This is a genomic window from Pseudomonas sp. GM102, assembly GCF_000282555.1.
GTDB lineage: Bacteria > Pseudomonadota > Gammaproteobacteria > Pseudomonadales > Pseudomonadaceae > Aquipseudomonas.
Genome location: NZ_AKJB01000048.1, coordinates 1 through 19,436, shown reverse-complemented (window position 1 = coordinate 19,436; position 19,436 = coordinate 1). Strand labels below are relative to the sequence as shown.

Genomic DNA, 19,436 nt, shown 5'->3' with positions numbered 1-19,436 from the left:
ATGGATACGCTTGGTTATTTGAGTCACGGCTTCGGTGTCGCATTAACGCCATACAACCTGGTGACCGCACTCAGTGGCACACTGATCGGCACCGTCGTCGGCCTGCTGCCGGGCCTGGGGCCGATCAACGGCGTGGCGCTATTGATCCCCATCGCGTTCGCCCTGGGCCTGCCACCGGAGTCGGCGTTGATCCTGCTGGCAGCGGTCTATCTGGGTTGTGAATACGGCGGCCGGATCAGCTCGATCCTGCTGAACATCCCGGGGGAAGCGTCTACCGTGATGACCACCCTCGACGGCTACCCGATGGCGCGTCAAGGCATGGCGGGGGTTGCACTGTCGCTGTCGGCCTGGAGCTCGTTCATCGGCGCCTTCATCGCGACCTGCGGGATGGTGGTGTTTGCACCGATTCTGGCGAAATGGGCGATTGCCTTCGGTCCGGCGGAATACTTCGTCCTGATGGTGTTCGCGATTGTCTGCCTCGGCGGCATGGCCGGCGACCGACCACTGAAGACCTTTATCGCCGCGCTGATCGGCCTGTTCCTGTCGACCGTCGGCATTGATGCCAACAGCGGTGTGTACCGATTCACCGGGGACAACATTCATCTCACCGATGGCATTCAGTTTGTGGTGCTGGTACTGGGCCTGTTCTCCATCAGTGAAATTCTCCTGCTGCTGGAAAAAACCCACCGCGGTCAGGAAGCGTTCAAAGCCACCGGTCGCATGATGTTCAACTTCAAGGAAGCCGCCTCGGTGTTCTGGGTGAACATGCGTTGCGGTGTGCTCGGTTTCATCATGGGCGTGCTGCCTGGTGCCGGCGCGACGCTGGCCAGCGCCGTGGCTTACATGACCGAAAAACGCATCGCGGGCCCAAGCGGCAAATTCGGGCAGGGCGACAAACGTGGTCTCGCCGCCCCGGAAACCGCTATCGGCGCTGAAGCTTGCGGCGCGCTGGTGCCGATGTTGACGCTGGGTGTGCCAGGTTCGGGCACGACTGCGGTGATGATCGGCGCACTGTCGCTGTACAACATCACGCCGGGCCCGCTGCTGTTCCAACAGCAACCGGACATCGTCTGGGGCCTGATTGCCTCGTTGTTTATTGCCAACATAATGCTGGTGATCCTCAACATTCCGATGATCCGTATCTTCACCCGCATCCTCGCCGTGCCGAACTGGGCGCTGGTACCGATGATCGCGATCATCACCGCCATCGGCGTCTTCGCGGTACATGCGACCACCTTCGACCTATTCCTGATGATCGGTATCGGCATCTTCGGTTACATCCTGCGCAAGCTAGACTTCCCGTTGTCGCCCGTGCTGCTGGGTTTCATTCTCGGTGGGTTGATGGAACAGAATCTGCGTCGCGCCTTGTCGATCTCCAACGGTTCACTGGAAATTCTCTGGTCCAGCGGGATCACCATGGGTGTCTGGGCGCTGATCGTCGTAATGCTGCTGGTGCCGATCCTGCGTATCTGGCGCAAACGTTCGGTCGCCCGGCGTGCTATCGCCGATGTCTGATCGCACCCCGTTCAAAAGCTGGTGGGGAACACCGCTGGTCGGTCTGCTGGGCGGTTACCTCGCCAGCCAGATCGGCTGGCCGCTACCGTGGATGGTCGGCTCGTTGCTGGCGATCATCCTGGTGCGCTGCCTGACTCCCTGGCAATTGGCGGAAATCCCTGGCGGGCGCAAGTGCGGCCAGTGGATCGTCGGTATCGGCATCGGCCTGCACTTCACCCCGGTGGTGATGGAGCAGGTGTTGAGCCACTTCGGTCTGATCTTCTTCGGTGCGTTGGTCACCAGCCTGTCCGCGGTGGTCGGGGTCTGGTTGATGCGGCGTACCGGGGAAGATCGCGCCACCGCATTCTTTTCCAGCATGCCCGGTGGCTCCGGGGAGATGGTCAACCTCGGCGCGCGCAACGGCGCGGTGCTCAGCCGTGTCGCGGCGGGGCAGAGTTTGCGGGTGCTGGTGGTGGTGCTGTGTGTGCCGGCGGCCTTCAAATATCTATTGGGCGACGGTGCACCGATCGCCCATGCCGGCAGCGTCGACTGGCGCTGGCTGGCGATTCTGTTCCCGGCGGGCGCTCTTGCCGCCTGGATCTGGCAACGTCTGCGCCAGCCCAATCCGTGGCTATTCGGACCGTTACTGGTGAGTGCGGCGGTGAGCATTGGTTGGGACCTGCACATCGGACTGCCCAACGGCGGCAGTCAGATCGGCCAGTGGCTGATCGGCAGTGGATTGGGTTGCCACTTCAATCGGCAGTTCTTCCGGCGGGCACCGTCCTTCATGGGCCGAACCCTGCTCGGCACGGTGTTGACCATGTTGATCGCAACCCTGGCGGCATTGGGTTTGAGTGCCCTGACTCAGCTGGATCTGCGTTCGCTGACCTTGGGCATGATGCCCGGCGGGATTGCCGAGATGAGTTTGACGGCAGAAACCCTGCAATTGTCGGTACCGTTGGTGACGGCGATGCAGGTGATGCGGTTGTTGTTTGTATTGTTTCTGGCGGAGCCGTTGTTTCGGTATTGGAACCGGGAGCCGGATTCTCCCTGATAGACCGAGTCGCCTTCTTCGCGGGCAAGCCTCGCTCCTACAGGATTTCGGCTAGTCGCGGGTTTGCGTCCGGCACAAAATCTGTAGGAGCGAGGCTTGCCCGCGAAGGCAATCTTCAGACCGACGGCAACCGCCACTCGATCGGCGTCTCGCCATTCTGCTCCAGAAACTTGTTCGCCCGGCTGAAGTGCCCGCAGCCGAGGAAGCCGCGATAAGCGGACAGCGGCGATGGATGGACTGAGGTCAACACCAGGTGTTTGGTGGCATCGATGAGTTTCTGCTTACTCTGCGCATGCGCGCCCCATAGCAGGAACACCAGATGTGGCTGGTGCTCGCTGACCACTTCGATAATCCGGTCGGTAAAATATTGCCAGCCCTTGCCCGCATGGGCGTTGGCATTCGCGCGCTCCACGGTCATGGTGGTGTTGAGCATCAACACGCCCTGCTCTGCCCAACTCTGCAGGTAGCCATGGTTGGGAATGTCGATGTTCAGGTCGCGCTTCAACTCTTTGTAAATGTTCACCAGCGATGGCGGCGCCGGTACGCCCGGTTGTACCGAGAAGCACAACCCATGGGCCTGACCCGGGCCGTGGTAAGGGTCTTGACCGAGAATGACCACTTTGACCTTGTCCAGCGGCGTGGAATTGAGCGCGTTGAAAATCATCGGTCCGGGTGGATAGATCTCTTTGCCCGCCGCGCGTTCCTGTTGCAGGAATGAGCGCAACTCTGCCATGTAAGGCTGGTCGAATTCAGCACGCAGTGCCTCCTTCCAGCTCGGTTCGAGTTTGATACGGTCGTCAGCAGTCATGGTTACATCCGGTAAAAACAATGGGGCGAACCCTAGGAAAGCCCATCACGCTTGTCAATTGATCTGACGCAGATCCGGCACTTTCCTATAGAGCGATCATACTAAACGCTCAATTTACCGATCGAGGTCACGATGAATCTGCACTTCGAAGAACTCACCGGCACCGACGGCGCACGCATCGGCATTGCCAGCCTGGATGCCGAAAAGTCCCTCAACGCCCTCTCCTTACCGATGATCAACGCCCTGCGCGATCAACTGGACGCCTGGGCCAAGGAGCCACAGATCGTTTGCGTGCTGCTGCGCGGCAATGGCGCCAAGGCTTTTTGCGCCGGCGGTGAAGTACGCAGCCTGGTGGAGGCGTGTCGTGCCCTTCCCGGCGAAGTGCCGCCCTTGGCTGCACACTTCTTTGCGGCAGAATATCGCCTCGACTTCAACCTGCACACCTACCCGAAACCGCTGATCTGTTGGGGGCATGGTTACGTGCTGGGCGGTGGCATGGGGCTGCTGCAAGGGGCGAGCATTCGGATCGTCACGCCAAGCAGCCGGCTGGCGATGCCGGAGATCGGCATCGGCTTGTACCCGGACGTCGGCGCCAGTTGGTTTCTGTCGCGGTTGCCCGGCAAGCTCGGATTGTTTCTCGGCCTAACCGGCGCTCAGATGAACGGTCGTGATGCAATCGATCTGGACCTCGCCGACCGCTTCCTGCGTGATGATCAACAACATGAGCTGCTCGAAGGTTTGCTGCAATTGAACTGGCAGGAACAGACAGCCATGCAGCTCAATAGCCTGCTCAAGGCCTTGCAGCAGGAAGCGCTCGCGCAGATGCCCGAAGCGCAGTGGTTGCCTCGACGCGAGCTGATCGACGAACTGTTGGATGTCAGCGACGTTCGTTGCGCCTGGAAGGCCATCAGTGCGCTGCGCGATCATTCCGACCCGCTGCTCGGTCGTGCCGCCAAAACCATGGCTGAAGGCTCGCCCCTGACCGCTCATCTGGTGTGGGAACAGATCGTTCGCGCCCGGCACCTGTCACTGGCTCAAGTCTTTCAGATGGAATACACCATAAGCCTCAACTGCTGCCGTCATCCTGAGTTCAGCGAGGGCGTTCGCGCGCGGTTGATCGACAAGGACCAGAAACCTCACTGGCACTGGCCGGACATCAACAATGTGCCGGAAGCTGCGGTGGAGGCGCATTTTCGCAAGGTATGGGAAGGTCGGCACCCTCTGGCCGATCTGTCTGAGTACTGAAATCCAGGCACAAAAAAACGGCGCTTCATGCGCCGTTTTTAATTGAATGGTTAACGGTGGCCGTCTCGGCCATCGTGATCGCCCCGACCGCGGTGATCGCCTCTTCCATCACGGTGATCCCTGTGGCCTCGATAGCCATCGCCCCGGCCGCCTCGGTTCCGGCCGTCCCAATCGCCCCGGTTACGACCGTCCCAACCGCCGCGGTCATGACGGTCCCATCCACGGTTCTGGTAGACGCGGTAGTCAGCTCGTGGCGCCGGCTGGTAATAGCGCGGTGCCGGTTGATAAACCCGCGGCTGGTAGTAATAACGCGGCGATGGCTGGTAATACCGTGCAGGCGGCGAGTAATACCTGCGCGGGGCCGAGTAGTAACGGCCATCAGAGTAGTAAGACCCGCCACCGGAGTAGTACGGCGCTGGGGATGTGTAGACCTCGGAACGGTAGTAGCTGGATCCTCCATCGGAATAGGGCACGCATGCACCAAGAGACAATCCCGATAAAACAATCAGCAGAATTTGGCGGAGCTTTTTTTGACAGAGCATAGCGGCCTCCTGGACCGCGAGTGAGCCATGCCAGCGACGCTGGCAGGCGACAGTCAATGGTTCGGCGACTGTCGAAATATCAGACAGTGAATTCGGAATCTGGTGCGTTCCTGCAACACGTTGAAACAAGTAGCCGATGAAAGGTTTTTCATCTTTCCCATAAGAAAAACGGCGCGTCGGGGAAGCCGGATGCGCCGTTGCATTCATGAGCTGATCAGCGGTGCCCGCGATAGTGTCCGCCGCGATGGTGATGACGGGGACCACTGAAATAATAGTAACGATAGCCGCCGTAAAAACGCGGGCCGCCGTAGTAGTAAGGTGAGTAGTAATAGCCAGGATAGTAATAGGGTGTCGGATAAATATCGGCGCCACCTGCATAGTAGTAACAGCCGGACAGGCCCAAACCAAAACACACGCTGAGGAATATTTGGCGGAGCTTTTTTTGACAGAACATGGAGGCCTCCTGAAAGACCTGCAACAGCAGTCGACTGACAACTGTTTTGACTTTCAAACCTGCACCGAGTGCCAGACGGTATCGGCCTTCAGATCAGCGGCCAGCCCGTCCATCTACGGTGCACGGTTGCGCGCCAACGCACCATGACAAGGCAAGGCGCACGCCCCCTTTATCCGCCCTCCTTCCTGCATGCCCCCACCCAGAGGGTTCAAGCCGACTTGGCACGGCTCTCGCTTAACCAAAGGCGTGCAGGAGTCATCACAGGTTCGCGGCACCACAATTTGCAATGGCTGACTAGGGTTCCGGCTCGCTATCGCGAGTGGCTGGTCCGAGAGTTGGCGACCTCCAGTTGAGGTTACACGGCGGGACAAAAGCCCGGGAGACAAGCCACCGTTCGCGGTGCCGCTGCCTTCCTGTCCGCCCTTGATCAACTGGAGAACCACACCATGTCCCGACTTCGTTTACCCACCCTGCTCGCCGCTGCTTTTGCAGCCCTCGTGAGCGTCTCGTCCCAGGCCGCACAAAAAGACCATTTCAGCGTCTGCTGGACTATTTATGCCGGCTGGATGCCCTGGGAATATGCCGGCAGCCAAGGCATCGTCGACAAATGGGCGAAAAAGTACGGCATCAAGATCGATGTGGTGCAGCTCAACGATTACGTCGAATCCATCAACCAATACACCGCCGGCCAGTTCGACGGTTGCACCATGACCAACATGGATGCGCTGACCATTCCGGCGGCCGGTGGCGTCGACAGCACAGCGCTGATCGTCAGCGACTTCTCCAACGGCAACGACGGCATCGTGCTCAAAGGCGAAGGCAAGAAAGTCGCCGACCTCAAGGGCATGGACGTCAACCTGGTTGAACTCTCGGTGTCCCACTATCTATTGGCCCGGGCACTCGATTCGGTGGACCTCACCGAGAAAGACCTGAAAGTGGTCAACACTTCCGACGCCGACATCTCGGCCGCCTTCAACACCGATCAAGTCAACGCCGTCACCACCTGGAACCCGATGCTTTCGGACATCAAGGCCAAGCCCGGCGTGACCGAAGTCTTCAACTCCAGCCAGGTTCCCGGCGAAATCATGGACATGATGGTGGTCAACAGCGCCACCCTCAAAGACAACCCGGCCCTGGGCAAAGCCCTGACCGGCGCCTGGTTCGAAGTGGTGGCATTGATGAACGCCAAAAACGCCGCCAGCAAAGCCGCCCTCGAACACATGGCCAAAGCCTCGGGCACCGACCTGGCCGGTTTCCAGGCGCAACTCGACACCACCAAATTGTTTGCCACACCAAAAGAAGCGTTGGAATTCGCCACCAGCAAGCAACTGCCCGACACCATGCGCAAGGTCGCCGAGTTCTCCTTTCAGCACGGCTTGCTGGGTGAAGGCGCCAAGGACACCAGCGCCATCGGCATGGCCTTCGCCAATGGCGTGACCAGCGGCGACAAGACCAACCTCAAGCTGCGCTTCGACCCGAGCTACGTGCAGATGGCTGCCGACTCCACGTTGTAACAACGGAGGACTAGGCCATGCGCCTGATCAATCGCCACCCGGATCGCCCGAGTCGCCTGCTGTTGGTGATCCTGCCGTTCGCCCTGGTGTTGTTCGCCTACTTCATGGGATCGGCCGATCGGCTGATGGACAACCCCAACGACAAACTGCTGCCCAGTGCCGTGCAGATGACCGACGCGGTGAAACGCCTGGCCTTCACCGCCGACACCCGCACCGGTGAATACCTGCTCTGGCAAGACAGCGCCGCCAGCCTGCGACGGCTGGCCATCGGCCTCGGCATCAGTGCATTGGCCGGGCTGTGCCTGGGCATCGCCGCCGGAACCCTGCCGCTGTTCGGCGCACCTTTGTCGCCGGTACTCACCGTGCTGTCGATGGTGCCGCCACTGGCGATCCTGCCGATTCTGTTCATCGTGTTCGGGCTGGGGGAGTTGTCGAAAGTGATGCTGATCGTGATCGGTATCACCCCGTGCCTGGCCCGGGATCTGGAACAGCGCGCCCGGGAAATTCCCGTCGAGTTGCTGATCAAGGCTCAGACACTTGGCGCTTCGACCTGGACCTTGATGCTGCGCGTGGTGCTGCCGCAATTGTTGCCGCGTCTGCTGATCTCGCTGCGACTGATGCTGGGTTCGGCGTGGTTGTTCCTGATCGCTGCCGAAGCCATCGCCTCCACCGATGGTCTCGGCTATCGGATTTTCCTGGTGCGCCGCTACCTGGCGATGGACGTGATTTTGCCCTACGTGGTCTGGATCACCCTGCTCGCCTGGTTGATGGACTGGGGCCTGAAACGCCTGACTCAGCGTGCTTTTCCTTGGTATGAAGGAGCGCGGGCATGAGCTTCATTACGGTAAAAAACGTCTGGCAGCAATATGCCGATCAGGTGGTACTCGAAGGGCTGAACCTGAGCGTCAACGAGGGTGAGTTCTGCACCTTGGTCGGCGCGTCGGGTTGCGGCAAGTCGACTTTCCTGCGGCTATTACTGGGTCAGGAACGCGCTAGTCGCGGCGAGATTCTGTTGGACGGCCAGGCACTGGCTGGCGAACCGGATTCGAGCCGCGGCGTGGTGTTCCAGCGCTACTCGGTGTTCCCGCACTTGACCGTGCTGGATAACGTCGCCCTGGGCCTGGAACTGCCACGCTCGCCACTACTTGGGCGGTTGTTCGGCAGCGCTAAAAAAGACGCACGCGAACAAGCCTCAGTGTTGCTGCACAAAGTCGGCCTCGGTCACTCGCTGGACAAGTACCCGGCGCAGCTCTCCGGCGGTATGCAACAGCGGCTGGCGATCGCCCAAGCGCTGATCATGAAGCCGCGCGTGCTGCTGCTCGACGAACCCTTCGGCGCGCTCGATCCGGGCATCCGCAAGGACATGCACGGCTTGCTGCTGGAACTGTGGCGCGAGACCCAGCTGACAGTGTTCATGGTCACCCATGACCTTTCCGAAGGTTTCAGCCTCGGCACCCGTTTGCTGGTGTTCGACAAGGTCCGCATCGACCCGCACGCCCCCGGCGCCTATGGCGCACGCATCACCTACGACATCCCTTTGAACAGCGACCGCCGCGCCAATCGCGCCGCCGTCGACGCCCTGCCGGCTCAGTTGGCAGGTTCGCTTCGCATCGCTTAGAGGAATTTACACATGACTGATTCGACCCAACTATTTCCGCCCTTCGCCGAAGAAATGCTCCCCGGCGGCGGCCATCGCTCCTTCGTCCTGAAACGCGGCCAATTGCTGCGCCTGACCGACCTGCGCGGCGGTGCCAACGTCAGCCTGACGCTACTCAACGCCAACGAAAAAACCGAACGCCTGAACCTGCCCGACAGCCTCAAATGCCAACACACCGCCAAGCTCACCACTGGCCATTGCCTGTACTCGGACATGGGCCGCGTGCTCGCCGCCATTACCGCCGACACCTGTGGCTGGAGCGACAGTCTCGGTGGTGTTCTCTGCGCTGAAGAAGTCGCGCAAAAATACGGCGCGGGCCGCTATCAGGAACTGCGCAACGGCTTCTTCCGCAACGGCACCGACAACCTGTTGGTGGAACTGGGCAAGTGGGGTTTGAGCCTGTCCGATCTGTTGATGACCCTGAACCTGTTCAGCCGCGTGAACGTCGATGAGGCCGGGCATTTCCACTTCGTCGAAGGCCATTCCAAGGCCGGTGATTACATCGAATTGTATGCGCCGATGGACACTCTGGTGGTGCTCACCGCGCTGCAACACCCGATGGATCCATCCCCCGAATACGCGCCGAAACCGCTGAAGCTCAGCTGGATGAACGCCGATGCGAGTGTCGCCGAACACTGCCGCACCTCGCGCCCGGAAAACGAGCGCGGCTTCATCAACACCGACCGTCTGTTCGCCTGAGGATCGCTGCCATGTCACTCGCTATCGCCACTGCTCAACAGCTACCTGAAACCGCGGTGTACCGCGCCACCATCCCCGCCGGCGAACCCTGGCTGATTGAGGTCAAGGCCGGCCAGACCTTGCGCATCCTCGACCTGGAAGGCAATCAGGCCGTCGACACGTTGTTCTACAGCCTCGCCAATCCCAAGGAGCGCTATGACGTACAGCGCACGTTGCGTCGGCAGAACAGCGTCTACCTGAACACCGGCAGCGTGCTCTATTCCAACCTCGGCAAACCGATGCTGACCATCGTCGCCGACACCTGCGGGCGTCACGACACCCTCGGCGGTGCCTGCGCCCAAGAGAGCAATACCGTGCGTTACGCACTGGAGAAACGCTACATGCACAGCTGCCGCGACAACTACCTGCGCGCCTGTGCCCACGATGGTCGGCTGGGCAAGGGAGACATCGGGCCGAACATCAACTTCTTCATGAACGTGCCGGTGACGGCCGACGGCGGGCTGACGTTCGAAGACGGGATTTCGGCGCCGGGCAAATACGTCGACCTGCGGGCCGAGATGGACGTGATCGTGCTGATCTCCAACTGCCCGCAACTGAACAATCCGTGCAACGCCTACAACCCGACGCCTGCGGAGCTGCTGGTATGGAACTGAAATTTTCGCGTTTGCGGCGGTGGTTGTTTGCCTTGTGTCAGGCCCGTTCCGGCCAGTGCCTGCAACAGCGGGAGCACCGCTAAACCTTGTGGCGAGGGAGCTTGCTCCCGCTCGGCTGCGTAGCAGTCGCTAGTGTTGGCGGGTTTGGGGCCGCTTCGCGACCCAGCGGGAGCAAGCTCCCTCGCCACAAAAAGCGCGAATTTTGTACATCCGGGACGGCCCGGGTGCATCTCGAAAAACTGCGGGACGGCCCGCATCCCAAGTCGAGGCTGATGCGTTATCGCCTCCGGGGGTTATGCCATGTTCGAAAAAATCCTCATTGCCAACCGCGGCGCCATTGCCTGTCGCATCTTGCGTACCTTGGGTGAATTACAGGTCAAGGGCGTTGCCGTTTACTCCGAAGCCGACGCCGCCAGCCTGCATATCCTGCAAGCCGATGAAGCTCACAGCCTGGGCGAAGGCGCGGCGGCTGGCACTTATCTGGCGGTCGACAAAATCCTCGCCATCGCCAAAGCCAGCGGCGCCACTGCGATTCATCCCGGCTACGGTTTTCTCTCGGAAAACGCCGCATTCGCCCAAGCCTGCGAAGCGGCCGACATCGCCTTCATCGGCCCCACACCGGAGCACCTGCGGGTGTTCGGCCTCAAGCACACCGCCCGTGCGCTGGCCAAGCAACACGGCGTGCCAATGCTCGAAGGTACCGAGCTGCTCGATAGCCTCGATGCAGCGTTGATAGCGGGCGAACAGGTCGGCTACCCGGTGATGCTCAAAAGCACCGCCGGCGGGGGCGGGATCGGTATGCGCGTGTGCCGCAGCGCTGCTGAACTGAGCGAGTCCTTCGAAGCCGTCAAACGCCTCGGTCAGAACAATTTCAGCGACGCCGGCGTGTTCATCGAGAAGTACATCCAGCGTGCCCGGCATCTGGAAGTGCAGGTCTTCGGCGACGGCCAGGGCGAGGTGCTTGCCCTCGGCGTACGCGACTGTTCGGTGCAGCGACGCAACCAGAAAGTCCTCGAAGAAACCCCGGCGCCGAACCTGCCCGAGGGCATGGCCGAGGAACTCTGTGCAGCGGCCATCAAACTGGCCAAAGCGGTGAATTACCGTAGCGCGGGCACTGTTGAGTTCGTCTTCGACAGCGATGCCCAGCGTTTCTATTTTCTTGAAGTGAATACCCGTTTGCAGGTGGAGCACGGCGTCACCGAACAAGTGTGGGGCGTGGATCTGGTGCGCTGGATGGTGGAACTGGCGGCCGGTGATTTGCCGCCGCTGCGCGAGTTGAGCCAGGGATTGAAAGCCGACGGTCATGCGATTCAGGCACGACTCTATGCCGAAGATCCCGGTCGGGATTTCCAGCCGAGTCCCGGTCTGCTCACTGCCGTCAATTTCCCGGTTACCGATGGCAAACACCTGCGCATCGACACTTGGGTCGAGGCCGGTTGCGAGATCCCGCCGTACTTCGATCCGATGATCGCCAAGGTCATCAGTTGGGCACCGACTCGCGAAGCAGCACGCGCCGATCTGCATCAGGCTCTGGGCGACAGCCTGCTGTACGGCGTGGAAACCAACCGCGATTACTTGCGGCAGATTCTGCTCGATATACCCTTTGCCAGCGGCCAGCCGTGGACCCGTTGCCTGGAAAGCCTGGTCTATCAAGCCAACACTTTTGAAGTGCTCAGCGCCGGGACGCAGACCAGCGTTCAGGACTATCCGGGACGCCTCGGTTACTGGGCGGTGGGCGTGCCTCCGTCGGGGCCGATGGACAGCCGCGCACTGCTTCTGGGCAATCGCTTGCTGGGTAACGATGAAGGTGCAGCAGCGCTGGAAATCACCATGACCGGGCCGCTGCTGCGCTTCAATTGTGAGGCAGTGGTGGCCGTTACGGGTGCGGTGATTGCGTTGATGCTGAACGGTGAAGCGGTGCCGATGAATACCGCACTGTTGATTCCCTCCGGTGCCACTTTGAGCCTCGGCACCATTGGCGGTGCAGGCGCGCGCAGCTATCTGTGCCTGCGCGGCGGCGTGCAAGTGCCGGATTATCTGGGTAGCAAAAGTACCTTCACCCTCGGCCAGTTTGGTGGCCATGCCGGTCGTGCATTGCGCACTGGGGACGTATTGCATATTCCGGCCTTGAGCGACCACAGCGCCGGGCAAAACCTGGCGATCCAGAACATTATCGAGTTGCCCGCCGTGCGGCAGATTCGGGTGATCTACGGCCCCCACGGCGCGCCGGAATACTTCACCGAAAACTACATCGGCACCTTCTTCGCCACGCAGTGGGAAGTGCACTTCAACTCCAGCCGCACCGGAGTGCGGCTGATTGGGCCGAAGCCTGAATGGGTGCGGGCCGACGGTGGCGAGGCAGGGCTGCATCCGTCGAACATTCACGACAATCCGTACGCGATTGGCGCGGTGGATTTCACCGGTGACATGCCGGTGATTCTGGGACCGGATGGCCCGAGCTTGGGCGGGTTTGTCTGCCCGGTGACGGTGATCGAGGCGGACCTTTGGCAACTGGGGCAGCTCAAGGCTGGGGACAAGGTGCAGTTTTTGCCGGTTGATCTGAAAACCGCTCGCTCTCTGGCAATACAGCCCCCTTGTGGCGAGGGGGCTTGCCCCCGTTCGGCTGCGGAGCAGTCGCCGATCGGTGAACTCGATACATCTGGTACTACGCGGTTGCAGGTATTGGGGCCGCTTCGCGACCCAACGGGGGCAAGCCCCCTCGCCACAGGTAATGTGCTCCCACAGGGGATTGTGTCGCCTGTTGTGCTGGATATCGGGCAGGACAATACCCGGCTGGTGGCGAGATTGTCGGGCGACACACATTTGTTATTGGAAATCGGTGCCCCCGAGCTGGACCTGGTCCTGCGCTTCCGAGCCCACGCGCTGATGCAGGCATTGGAAAGCAAACACCTGCACGGCGTGATCGACCTGACACCGGGCATCCGCTCGCTGCAAGTGCACTACCAACCGGAGCAACTGCCGCTGGCCGATCTGCTGGGGATTGTCGCCGGAGAATGGGACGCGGTGTGTGCCGCCAAGGACCTGCAGGTGCCCTCGCGCATCGTCCATCTGCCACTGTCCTGGGATGACCCGGCCTGCCAGTTGGCGATCGAGAAATACGTGACCACCGTACGCAAGGACGCACCCTGGTGCCCGAGCAATCTGGAGTTCATCCGCCGCATCAACGACCTGCCGAACCTCGACGAAGTGCAACGCACAGTGTTCGACGCCAGTTATCTGGTGATGGGCCTGGGCGATGTTTACCTTGGCGCACCGGTCGCCACCCCGCTCGATCCGCGGCATCGCCTAGTGACTACCAAGTACAACCCGGCCCGCACCTGGACCGCGGAAAACTCAGTAGGCATCGGCGGCGCCTACATGTGCGTGTACGGCATGGAAGGCCCCGGTGGTTATCAGTTCGTCGGCCGCACCTTGCAGATGTGGAACCGCTACCGTGAGGTTGCAGCGTTCGACGGCAAACCGTGGCTGCTGCGCTTCTTTGATCAGATCCGCTTCTACCCGGTGAGCGCCGATGAACTGCTGCGCATTCGTCGGGATTTCCCGCTTGGGCGTTTTGATCTGAACATCGAACACAGTCAGCTGAATCTGGCGGATTACCAGGCGTTTTTGGCGAAAGAAGCCCAGGGCATCGCGGCATTTCGGGATCAGCAAAAAAGCGCGTTCAACGCCGAGCGCGAACGCTGGATCGCCAGCGGCCAAGCGCATTTCGACAGCGAAGAGCTGGCCCCGGAAGTGACCGAAGATGCACCGCTGGCCGACGGTCAGCAGAGCATCGACAGCCACATCGCCGGCAACCTCTGGCAGGTTCAGGTGCAGGCTGGCAGCCGGGTCGCTGCGGGGGATGTGCTGGTGATTCTGGAGTCGATGAAGATGGAAATCCCGCTGCTCGCGCCCATGGCGGGCGTGGTGCGCGAGATTCGCGTGCAACCGGGTTCGCCGGTGCGCGCCGGGCAGCGTGTGGTGGTGCTGGAACTCGACTCAAGCCATTGAAAAAGGATTAACGCCATGAACATCAATCTGCAACTCGACGCCCTGCGCAACGCTTACCGTGACGGCAGCACTACGCCTCGGCAACTGCTGTTGAACCTGCGGGAAAAAGCCGCGGCACTGAACCCGGACTATCACCTGTTCATCCATTTGCTCAGTGCCCTGGAACTGGAACCGTACCTCGCCGCACTCGACGGTCGTGACCCCGGCAGCCTGCCGCTGTACGGCGTGCCGTTCGCGATCAAGGACAACATCGACCTGGCGGGCATTCCCACCACCGCAGCGTGCCCGGCGTTTGCCTATGTACCGGAACGCTCGGCAACCGTCGTCGAGCAACTGCTGGCGCTGGGTGCGATTCCGTTGGGCAAGACCAATCTCGATCAGTTCGCTACCGGCCTCAATGGCAGCCGATCGCCGTATGGCGCTTGCCCGAACAGCGTGTTGCCGGAGTATCCGTCGGGCGGTTCCAGCGCCGGATCTTCATTGGCGGTGGCACTCGGCGTGGCGAGTTTTTCCCTGGGCACAGACACGGCAGGTTCCGGTCGCGTGCCGGCGGCATTGAATAATCTGGTCGGTTTGAAAGCCAGCAAAGGGCTGATCTCCACGGCCGGTGTGATTCCAGCCTGTCGAACGCTCGATTGCGTCACGACCTTCACAGCTACCGCCCGGGAAGCCAGTCAGTTGCTCGCGCTCACCGCTCATCTCGATCCACGGGACGAATACAGCCGCAGTAATCCGCTGTGGAATGACGGTTCGGCCTTCGGGACTCTGTCACCCTTCCGTTTTGGCGTGCCCCGTGCGCAGGATCTGGCGTTCTTCGGCTGTCCTGAAGGCCCGTTGCTCTTCGGTGACGCCATCGACCAGCTCAAAGCCTTGGGCGGCGAAGCGGTCGAGCTGGATTTGTCGCCGTTTCTCGAAGCCGCTCGGTTGCTCTATGAAGGGCCGTGGGTGGCGGAGCGTTACAGCGTGGCCGGCGAGTTGATGGAGCAACATCCTCAAGCCGTGCTGCCGGTGATTCGCGCCGTATTGGCCAAGGCGCCAGCGGTGACCGGCGTGCAAACCTTCCGTGCCCAATACCGTCTGCAGGCTTTGAAAGCACTGTGCGACAAAGCTCTGGAAGGCCTTGATTGCGTGGTCACGCCAACCATCGGCCGCCCGGTGACACGGGCGGAGCTTGCGGCCGAACCGGTGCTGCGCAACTCGGAACTGGGCTACTACACCAACTTCATGAACCTGCTCGATTACGCCGCCGTCGCCGTGCCCAGCGGGTTCATGGGCAATGGTTTGCCATGGGGCGTGACGTTGTTCGGACGGGCGTTTACCGATCAGTATCTGTTGAGCGTGGCGGATGCCTTGCAACGTCAGCAAGGCTTGGCAGCGCCTGCGCCGACAAATATTGCGCGCAATGATCGCGCACGGCTGGTGGTCTGCGGAGCACATCTGGATGGGCTGGCGCTGAACTGGCAACTCCAGCTGCGTGGAGCCCGTTTGCTCGAAGCCACTCACAGTTCCCCCGACTATCAGCTGTATGCCCTGGCCGGTGGCCCACCCTATCGCCCTGGCATGGTCCGAGTGAAAGAAGGTGGCGCAGCGATTGCGGTGGAAGTATGGGAGTTGCCAAGCAGCGAGTTGGGTTCGTTCCTGACCGCCATTCCTGCGCCGCTGGGGTTGGGCAAGGTACAACTGGCGGATGGGCGGTGGGAGAGCGGGTTTATCTGTGAGCCCTATGGGCTGGAGGGGGCGGTGGATATCAGTCATTTGGGCGGTTGGCGTGCGTATCTGCAAGACCGGCGTTGATTTCCAGGATCGCCGGCTTGCGCAGGAGTGCTCGCCGGTCGATCATGCGCGGTCTCGGGCCAGGCAAACCGGCCGTAATCGAATGCTCCTTCATGAATAAACCTGACCTCTGCCCGGCTTGCGGCGCCTCCAATGACTGCAGCCTGGCTGACCCGCGAACCGTCGATCGTGCCTGCTGGTGCTACGGCGTCAGCATCGATCCAGCGGTGCTCCAGGCGTTGCCCGCCGAGCTGCGCGACAAGTCCTGCCTGTGCCCGGCCTGCGCCCAGGTCGAGATGCAGCTGCAAGCAGCCGCTGAGCCGATCACGTAAGATGCGCGGCGCTCTCCCACAGAATCCTCCCACCGAACCCTAGCCATGCGCGTTGACCGCTTCCTCAGCAACCTGCCCCGCTTCAACCGTAAGCAGGTACGCCTGTTGCTGGTGGAAAAACGCGTCAGGGTCGACGGAGAAGTCGTTAGCGATCCCCACGCCGAGGTACTCGAATTCAGCCGCGTGGAAGTCGACGACGAGGTGCTGCAAGTTGGCAAGCCGGCCCGCTACTTCATGCTGCACAAACCACCCGGCTGCGTCAGTGCCACCCGCGACCCGCAACACCCGACGGTGCTCGACCTGATCGACGAACCGGACAAGGAAGACCTGCACATCGCCGGTCGCCTGGACTTCAACACCACCGGCCTGATGCTGATCACCAACGATGGCAGCTGGTCGCGACGCCTGACCCAACCGCAGACCAAACTGCCCAAGGTCTACTACGTCGAGACCGAGCAGGACATCACTGCCGAATATGCGATCACCTTCGCCAAAGGGCTGTATTTCGCCTTCGAAGACCTCACCACACAACCGGCCGAACTGGTCGTACTCGGGCCAAAATCTGCGCGCCTGAGCATCGTCGAGGGCCGCTATCATCAGGTTAAAAGGATGTTCGGCCACTTCGACAACAAGGTGATACGCCTGCACCGCGAGCGCATGGGGCCACTGGCGCTCGACGCTGTGTTGAAGCCCGGCGAATACCGGCCGTTGAGCAGCGATGAGATCCGAATGATCTAAGCAGGCGACCGCTCAGCAGAAGCCGCTGAAAATTTTACGAAAGATACTTGCGCGATGACGTGACCCCTGCTTGAATCAGGACGTCGGCGCGAAACGTGACCGACGAGTCACAAAACTACTCTAAGAAACTTTTTGCCGGCAGAGAACCCTCAGGTTCCGCCTTCCCCCGGCAAACTGCCCGCTTATAACAATACCCGTCGACCAGCCAGCAATGGATCGACATGGGCCTTCAAAATTCCAGGCGTATGCCTACCTGTCACAAAGCTCGTGCAATCTGATTTGCGCGCATACCCGCTTGCCAGGAGTCTTATGACATGAGGCCAGAAATCGCTGTGCTGGATATACAGGGTCAGTACCGGGTTTACACGGAGTTCTATCGCGCAGACGCCGCAGAGAAGACCATTATTCTGGTCAACGGCTCGATGTCCACGACTGCGTCGTTTGCCCAAACCGTGAAGAACCTTTATCCGCAGTTCAATGTGGTGTGCTACGACCAGCCCTACGCGGGCAAGTCCAAGGCTCACAACCTGCATGAGAAAATGCTGACCAAGGAAATCGAAGGGCAGATCCTCCTTGAGCTGATCGACCACTTCGCCGCCGAACACGTGCTGTCGTTTTCCTTTGGTGGCGCCGCCACGCTCGTCGCCCTGGCCCAACGGCCACGGCGCATCGAAAAGGCCGTGATCAGCTCGTTCTCGCCGGTGGTCAACGAGCACATGCTCGACTACCTTGAGCGCGGTGTCGATTATCTCGGCAGCCGGGACGGTAACCGGGTCGGTGACTTGGTGAACAGCACCATCGGCAAACACCTGCCCTCGCTGTTCAAGCGTTTCAACTACCGTCACGTCAGTTCGTTGGCCGAACATGAATACGGGCAGATGCACTTTCACATCAGCGACGTGCTCAACAGTGATCGCAACTGCTATCTGAACGCGGCAAAGAAAATCAACGTGCCGGTGCTGTTCATGAACGGCGAATGGGACGAGTACACCGCCGCCGCCGATGCCAGGCTGTTCGCCGGCCACGTGCAGCACAGCACCTTCAGCACCCTTCAGGCCACCGGCCACTTTCTCGACATGGAGCACAAAGCCGCCTGCCGAGACAGCCGCAACGCACTGCTGGGCTTCCTGAAACCGGCGCAACACGAAAGCCGACCGCGTTACCACTACGTCCAGGACCAGCATGCATTGGCAATCTGAAACAGAGTCATCGCGAGCAAGCCCCATCCTGTAGGAGCGAGGCTTGCCCGCGAATGACCGCAATGCGGTCTCTGCTTTCGTTTCCCCCGTGCTAAAGCCATCGCGCGCAAAGAAAAACTTCATTTTCACGCCCACATCTGGTACAAAGTCAGCCGCTCTGAGCGGGTGTCGTATAATGGCATTACTCCAGCTTCCCAAGCTGATAACGAGGGTTCGATTCCCTTCACCCGCTCCAATCGAATTTTTGTCTCACGTCAGTTTTTTGGCGGGGGATGCAGGAACACAAAAAACCGGCCTTGATGGCCGGTTTTTTTGTGTCTGGGGTTTGGTGGAATCGGGCTCTGAAACATCCCGCAATTTTCGTCCATTATCCGCTGATCGATGAGCGCGGCTACCCAAGTCTGTTAGCGTTTTTTTCGAAAAGTACGGATTTATTATCAAATTTCATCAAACGTTAATGTTTTCATATCTACGGAAATAAGCGTTTTGGATTCCTCTACGAATGGCTGACAGGAGAACGCCTGGATGTGGCGCTGCAATGCAGAACTCGTCGGCGCATGCCAAGCCCCAATGCCGCCTTCCAGGTCTTGACGCTTCCTGCCCCGCAAACTAGCGAATGCTATACTTCCTACGAATTGCATCAAGTGTGCAGCGTTCCCCACGTGCACAGACATCGACTGCAAATCTCAGTTAACGGCTGCAGGACAAAGGAGGTCTACAGCCAACACGAGATGGGAGGTGTGGCATGAATCGGCACTATTACATCAGTGACAATCTCGACGATCTCGAGGCCGTTGAAAATGAACTGGAAGCCAACGGCATCAATACCGAACAAATTCATGTGCTCAGTGAACAAGTTGCTGATGTTGAAGAACATCACCTCCACGAGGTTAACTCGTTGATGAAACAGGATGTTGTTCACTCTGGCGAGATTGGTGCGTTGGTCGGCGTGCCCCTCGCGGCACTGGTCCTTGGCGGCGCCTATTGGATGGGCTGGACCGAATCCGCCGCAGGCTGGGTGCCTTTTATCTTCCTTGCCATCGTTATATTTGGCTTCTGCATCTGGGAAGGCGGCTTTTTTGGTATCCAGGTGCCGAATGCTCACTTCCGCAATTTCAAACAGATGGTAGAAGAGGGAAAACATATCTTCTTCGTGGATGTTGAACCGAATCAGGAACCGATTTTGGACCGGGTCATCGAACATCATCCAACGCTGACGATTGCCGGCACGGGAACGGCAGCCCCCCACTGGACAGTGGCCTG

The 19,436-nt window shown here is 60.2% G+C and carries 17 protein-coding genes, 1 tRNA gene and 1 riboswitch; of the genes, 15 read left to right on the top strand and 3 right to left on the bottom strand.

The genetic code is table 11. The annotated features are described in order from the left end of the window. Together PMI18_RS19665 and PMI18_RS19670 are read left to right on the top strand one after the other, a co-directional pair. Positions 1 to 1,515 carry a tripartite tricarboxylate transporter permease gene (locus PMI18_RS19665; RefSeq protein WP_007898604.1) on the top strand — a complete coding sequence of 505 codons (1,515 nt, stop codon included), beginning with the start codon at positions 1 to 3 and terminating at the stop codon, positions 1,513 to 1,515. Next, positions 1,508 to 2,548: an AbrB family transcriptional regulator gene (locus PMI18_RS19670; RefSeq protein WP_007898602.1), complete on the top strand. Its 1,041-nt coding sequence runs from the start codon at positions 1,508 to 1,510 to the stop codon at positions 2,546 to 2,548. The genes PMI18_RS19665 and PMI18_RS19670 overlap by 8 nt, the downstream gene beginning before the upstream one ends. A gap of 115 nt (positions 2,549 to 2,663) precedes the next feature. Here the strand turns inward: PMI18_RS19670 and ung are convergent, their stop codons facing one another. Continuing rightward, positions 2,664 to 3,356, bottom strand: a complete 693-nt coding sequence (gene ung, locus PMI18_RS19675) for a uracil-DNA glycosylase (protein WP_007898600.1) — start codon at positions 3,354 to 3,356, stop codon at positions 2,664 to 2,666. 132 nt (positions 3,357 to 3,488) lie between these two features. Here ung and PMI18_RS19680 point away from each other — a divergent pair, with 132 nt between their 5' ends. Further along, entirely contained in the window at positions 3,489 to 4,601 is a 1,113-nt protein-coding gene (locus tag PMI18_RS19680; protein WP_007898593.1) for an enoyl-CoA hydratase/isomerase family protein, read from the top strand. A gap of 50 nt (positions 4,602 to 4,651) precedes the next feature. Here PMI18_RS19680 and PMI18_RS31500 read toward each other — a convergent pair whose 3' ends face one another. Further along, the gene (locus PMI18_RS31500) at positions 4,652 to 5,143 is read right to left on the bottom strand and encodes a hypothetical protein (RefSeq protein ID WP_081235283.1); all 492 of its coding nucleotides are present in this window, start codon (positions 5,141 to 5,143) and stop codon (positions 4,652 to 4,654) included. Positions 5,144 to 5,357: 214 nt separating this feature from the next. After that, positions 5,358 to 5,597, bottom strand: a complete 240-nt coding sequence (locus PMI18_RS19690; protein WP_007898589.1) for a hypothetical protein — start codon at positions 5,595 to 5,597, stop codon at positions 5,358 to 5,360. Between the two features lie 283 nt (positions 5,598 to 5,880). Continuing rightward, a riboswitch (guanidine-I (ykkC/yxkD leader) is annotated at positions 5,881 to 5,981 on the top strand. A gap of 62 nt (positions 5,982 to 6,043) precedes the next feature. Here PMI18_RS19690 and PMI18_RS19695 point away from each other — a divergent pair. The 12 genes from PMI18_RS19695 to PMI18_RS19745 all read left to right on the top strand — a co-directional run. Further along, a complete protein-coding gene (locus PMI18_RS19695) occupies positions 6,044 to 7,111 on the top strand; it encodes a putative urea ABC transporter substrate-binding protein (protein ID WP_007898588.1) in 1,068 nt (355 codons plus the stop codon). A gap of 17 nt (positions 7,112 to 7,128) precedes the next feature. Further along, complete coding sequence (locus tag PMI18_RS19700; protein WP_007898585.1) at positions 7,129 to 7,944, top strand: ABC transporter permease; 816 nt, start codon at positions 7,129 to 7,131, stop codon at positions 7,942 to 7,944. After that, on the top strand, positions 7,941 to 8,729 hold the full coding sequence (locus PMI18_RS19705; RefSeq protein ID WP_007898583.1) for an ABC transporter ATP-binding protein: 789 nt from the start codon (positions 7,941 to 7,943) through the stop codon (positions 8,727 to 8,729). Before PMI18_RS19700 ends, PMI18_RS19705 begins: the two co-directional genes overlap by 4 nt. A 12-nt stretch (positions 8,730 to 8,741) precedes the next feature. Further along, positions 8,742 to 9,467: an urea amidolyase associated protein UAAP1 gene (locus tag PMI18_RS19710; protein WP_007898581.1), complete on the top strand. Its 726-nt coding sequence runs from the start codon at positions 8,742 to 8,744 to the stop codon at positions 9,465 to 9,467. Positions 9,468 to 9,478: 11 nt separating this feature from the next. Next, positions 9,479 to 10,120 carry an urea amidolyase associated protein UAAP2 gene (locus PMI18_RS19715; protein WP_007898578.1) on the top strand — a complete coding sequence of 214 codons (642 nt, stop codon included), beginning with the start codon at positions 9,479 to 9,481 and terminating at the stop codon, positions 10,118 to 10,120. 300 nt (positions 10,121 to 10,420) lie between these two features. Beyond that, the gene (gene uca, locus PMI18_RS19720) at positions 10,421 to 14,131 is read left to right on the top strand and encodes an urea carboxylase (protein ID WP_007898575.1); all 3,711 of its coding nucleotides are present in this window, start codon (positions 10,421 to 10,423) and stop codon (positions 14,129 to 14,131) included. Between the two features lie 15 nt (positions 14,132 to 14,146). Next, positions 14,147 to 15,925 carry an allophanate hydrolase gene (atzF, locus tag PMI18_RS19725; protein WP_007898574.1) on the top strand — a complete coding sequence of 593 codons (1,779 nt, stop codon included), beginning with the start codon at positions 14,147 to 14,149 and terminating at the stop codon, positions 15,923 to 15,925. A 92-nt stretch (positions 15,926 to 16,017) separates the two neighbouring features. Then, entirely contained in the window at positions 16,018 to 16,236 is a 219-nt protein-coding gene (locus PMI18_RS19730) for a cysteine-rich CWC family protein (RefSeq protein WP_032836298.1), read from the top strand. Positions 16,237 to 16,281: 45 nt separating this feature from the next. Next, entirely contained in the window at positions 16,282 to 16,974 is a 693-nt protein-coding gene (locus PMI18_RS19735; RefSeq protein WP_007898572.1) for a pseudouridine synthase, read from the top strand. A 314-nt stretch (positions 16,975 to 17,288) separates the two neighbouring features. Continuing rightward, the gene (locus tag PMI18_RS19740) at positions 17,289 to 18,173 is read left to right on the top strand and encodes an alpha/beta fold hydrolase (protein ID WP_007898567.1); all 885 of its coding nucleotides are present in this window, start codon (positions 17,289 to 17,291) and stop codon (positions 18,171 to 18,173) included. Between the two features lie 161 nt (positions 18,174 to 18,334). Then, a tRNA-Gly gene (locus tag PMI18_RS0129455) sits at positions 18,335 to 18,408 on the top strand. Positions 18,409 to 18,918: 510 nt separating this feature from the next. After that, positions 18,919 to 19,436 (top strand): hypothetical protein (locus PMI18_RS19745; protein ID WP_007898566.1); only part of this gene is annotated, 518 nt, incomplete at its 3' end.

Coding starts and splice junctions, on each gene's coding strand:
- uca (WP_007898575.1), top strand. CDS start 10,421: ATGTTCGAAAAAATCCTCATTGCCAACCGCGGCGCCATTGCCTGTCGC.
- PMI18_RS19690 (WP_007898589.1), bottom strand. CDS start 5,597: ATGTTCTGTCAAAAAAAGCTCCGCCAAATATTCCTCAGCGTGTGTTTT.
- ung (WP_007898600.1), bottom strand. CDS start 3,356: ATGACTGCTGACGACCGTATCAAACTCGAACCGAGCTGGAAGGAGGCA.
- PMI18_RS19665 (WP_007898604.1), top strand. CDS start 1: ATGGATACGCTTGGTTATTTGAGTCACGGCTTCGGTGTCGCATTAACG.
- PMI18_RS19670 (WP_007898602.1), top strand. CDS start 1,508: ATGTCTGATCGCACCCCGTTCAAAAGCTGGTGGGGAACACCGCTGGTC.
- PMI18_RS19715 (WP_007898578.1), top strand. CDS start 9,479: ATGTCACTCGCTATCGCCACTGCTCAACAGCTACCTGAAACCGCGGTG.
- PMI18_RS19700 (WP_007898585.1), top strand. CDS start 7,129: ATGCGCCTGATCAATCGCCACCCGGATCGCCCGAGTCGCCTGCTGTTG.
- PMI18_RS19740 (WP_007898567.1), top strand. CDS start 17,289: ATGAGGCCAGAAATCGCTGTGCTGGATATACAGGGTCAGTACCGGGTT.
- PMI18_RS19705 (WP_007898583.1), top strand. CDS start 7,941: ATGAGCTTCATTACGGTAAAAAACGTCTGGCAGCAATATGCCGATCAG.
- PMI18_RS19695 (WP_007898588.1), top strand. CDS start 6,044: ATGTCCCGACTTCGTTTACCCACCCTGCTCGCCGCTGCTTTTGCAGCC.
- atzF (WP_007898574.1), top strand. CDS start 14,147: ATGAACATCAATCTGCAACTCGACGCCCTGCGCAACGCTTACCGTGAC.
- PMI18_RS19730 (WP_032836298.1), top strand. CDS start 16,018: ATGAATAAACCTGACCTCTGCCCGGCTTGCGGCGCCTCCAATGACTGC.
- PMI18_RS19735 (WP_007898572.1), top strand. CDS start 16,282: ATGCGCGTTGACCGCTTCCTCAGCAACCTGCCCCGCTTCAACCGTAAG.
- PMI18_RS31500 (WP_081235283.1), bottom strand. CDS start 5,143: ATGCTCTGTCAAAAAAAGCTCCGCCAAATTCTGCTGATTGTTTTATCG.
- PMI18_RS19680 (WP_007898593.1), top strand. CDS start 3,489: ATGAATCTGCACTTCGAAGAACTCACCGGCACCGACGGCGCACGCATC.
- PMI18_RS19710 (WP_007898581.1), top strand. CDS start 8,742: ATGACTGATTCGACCCAACTATTTCCGCCCTTCGCCGAAGAAATGCTC.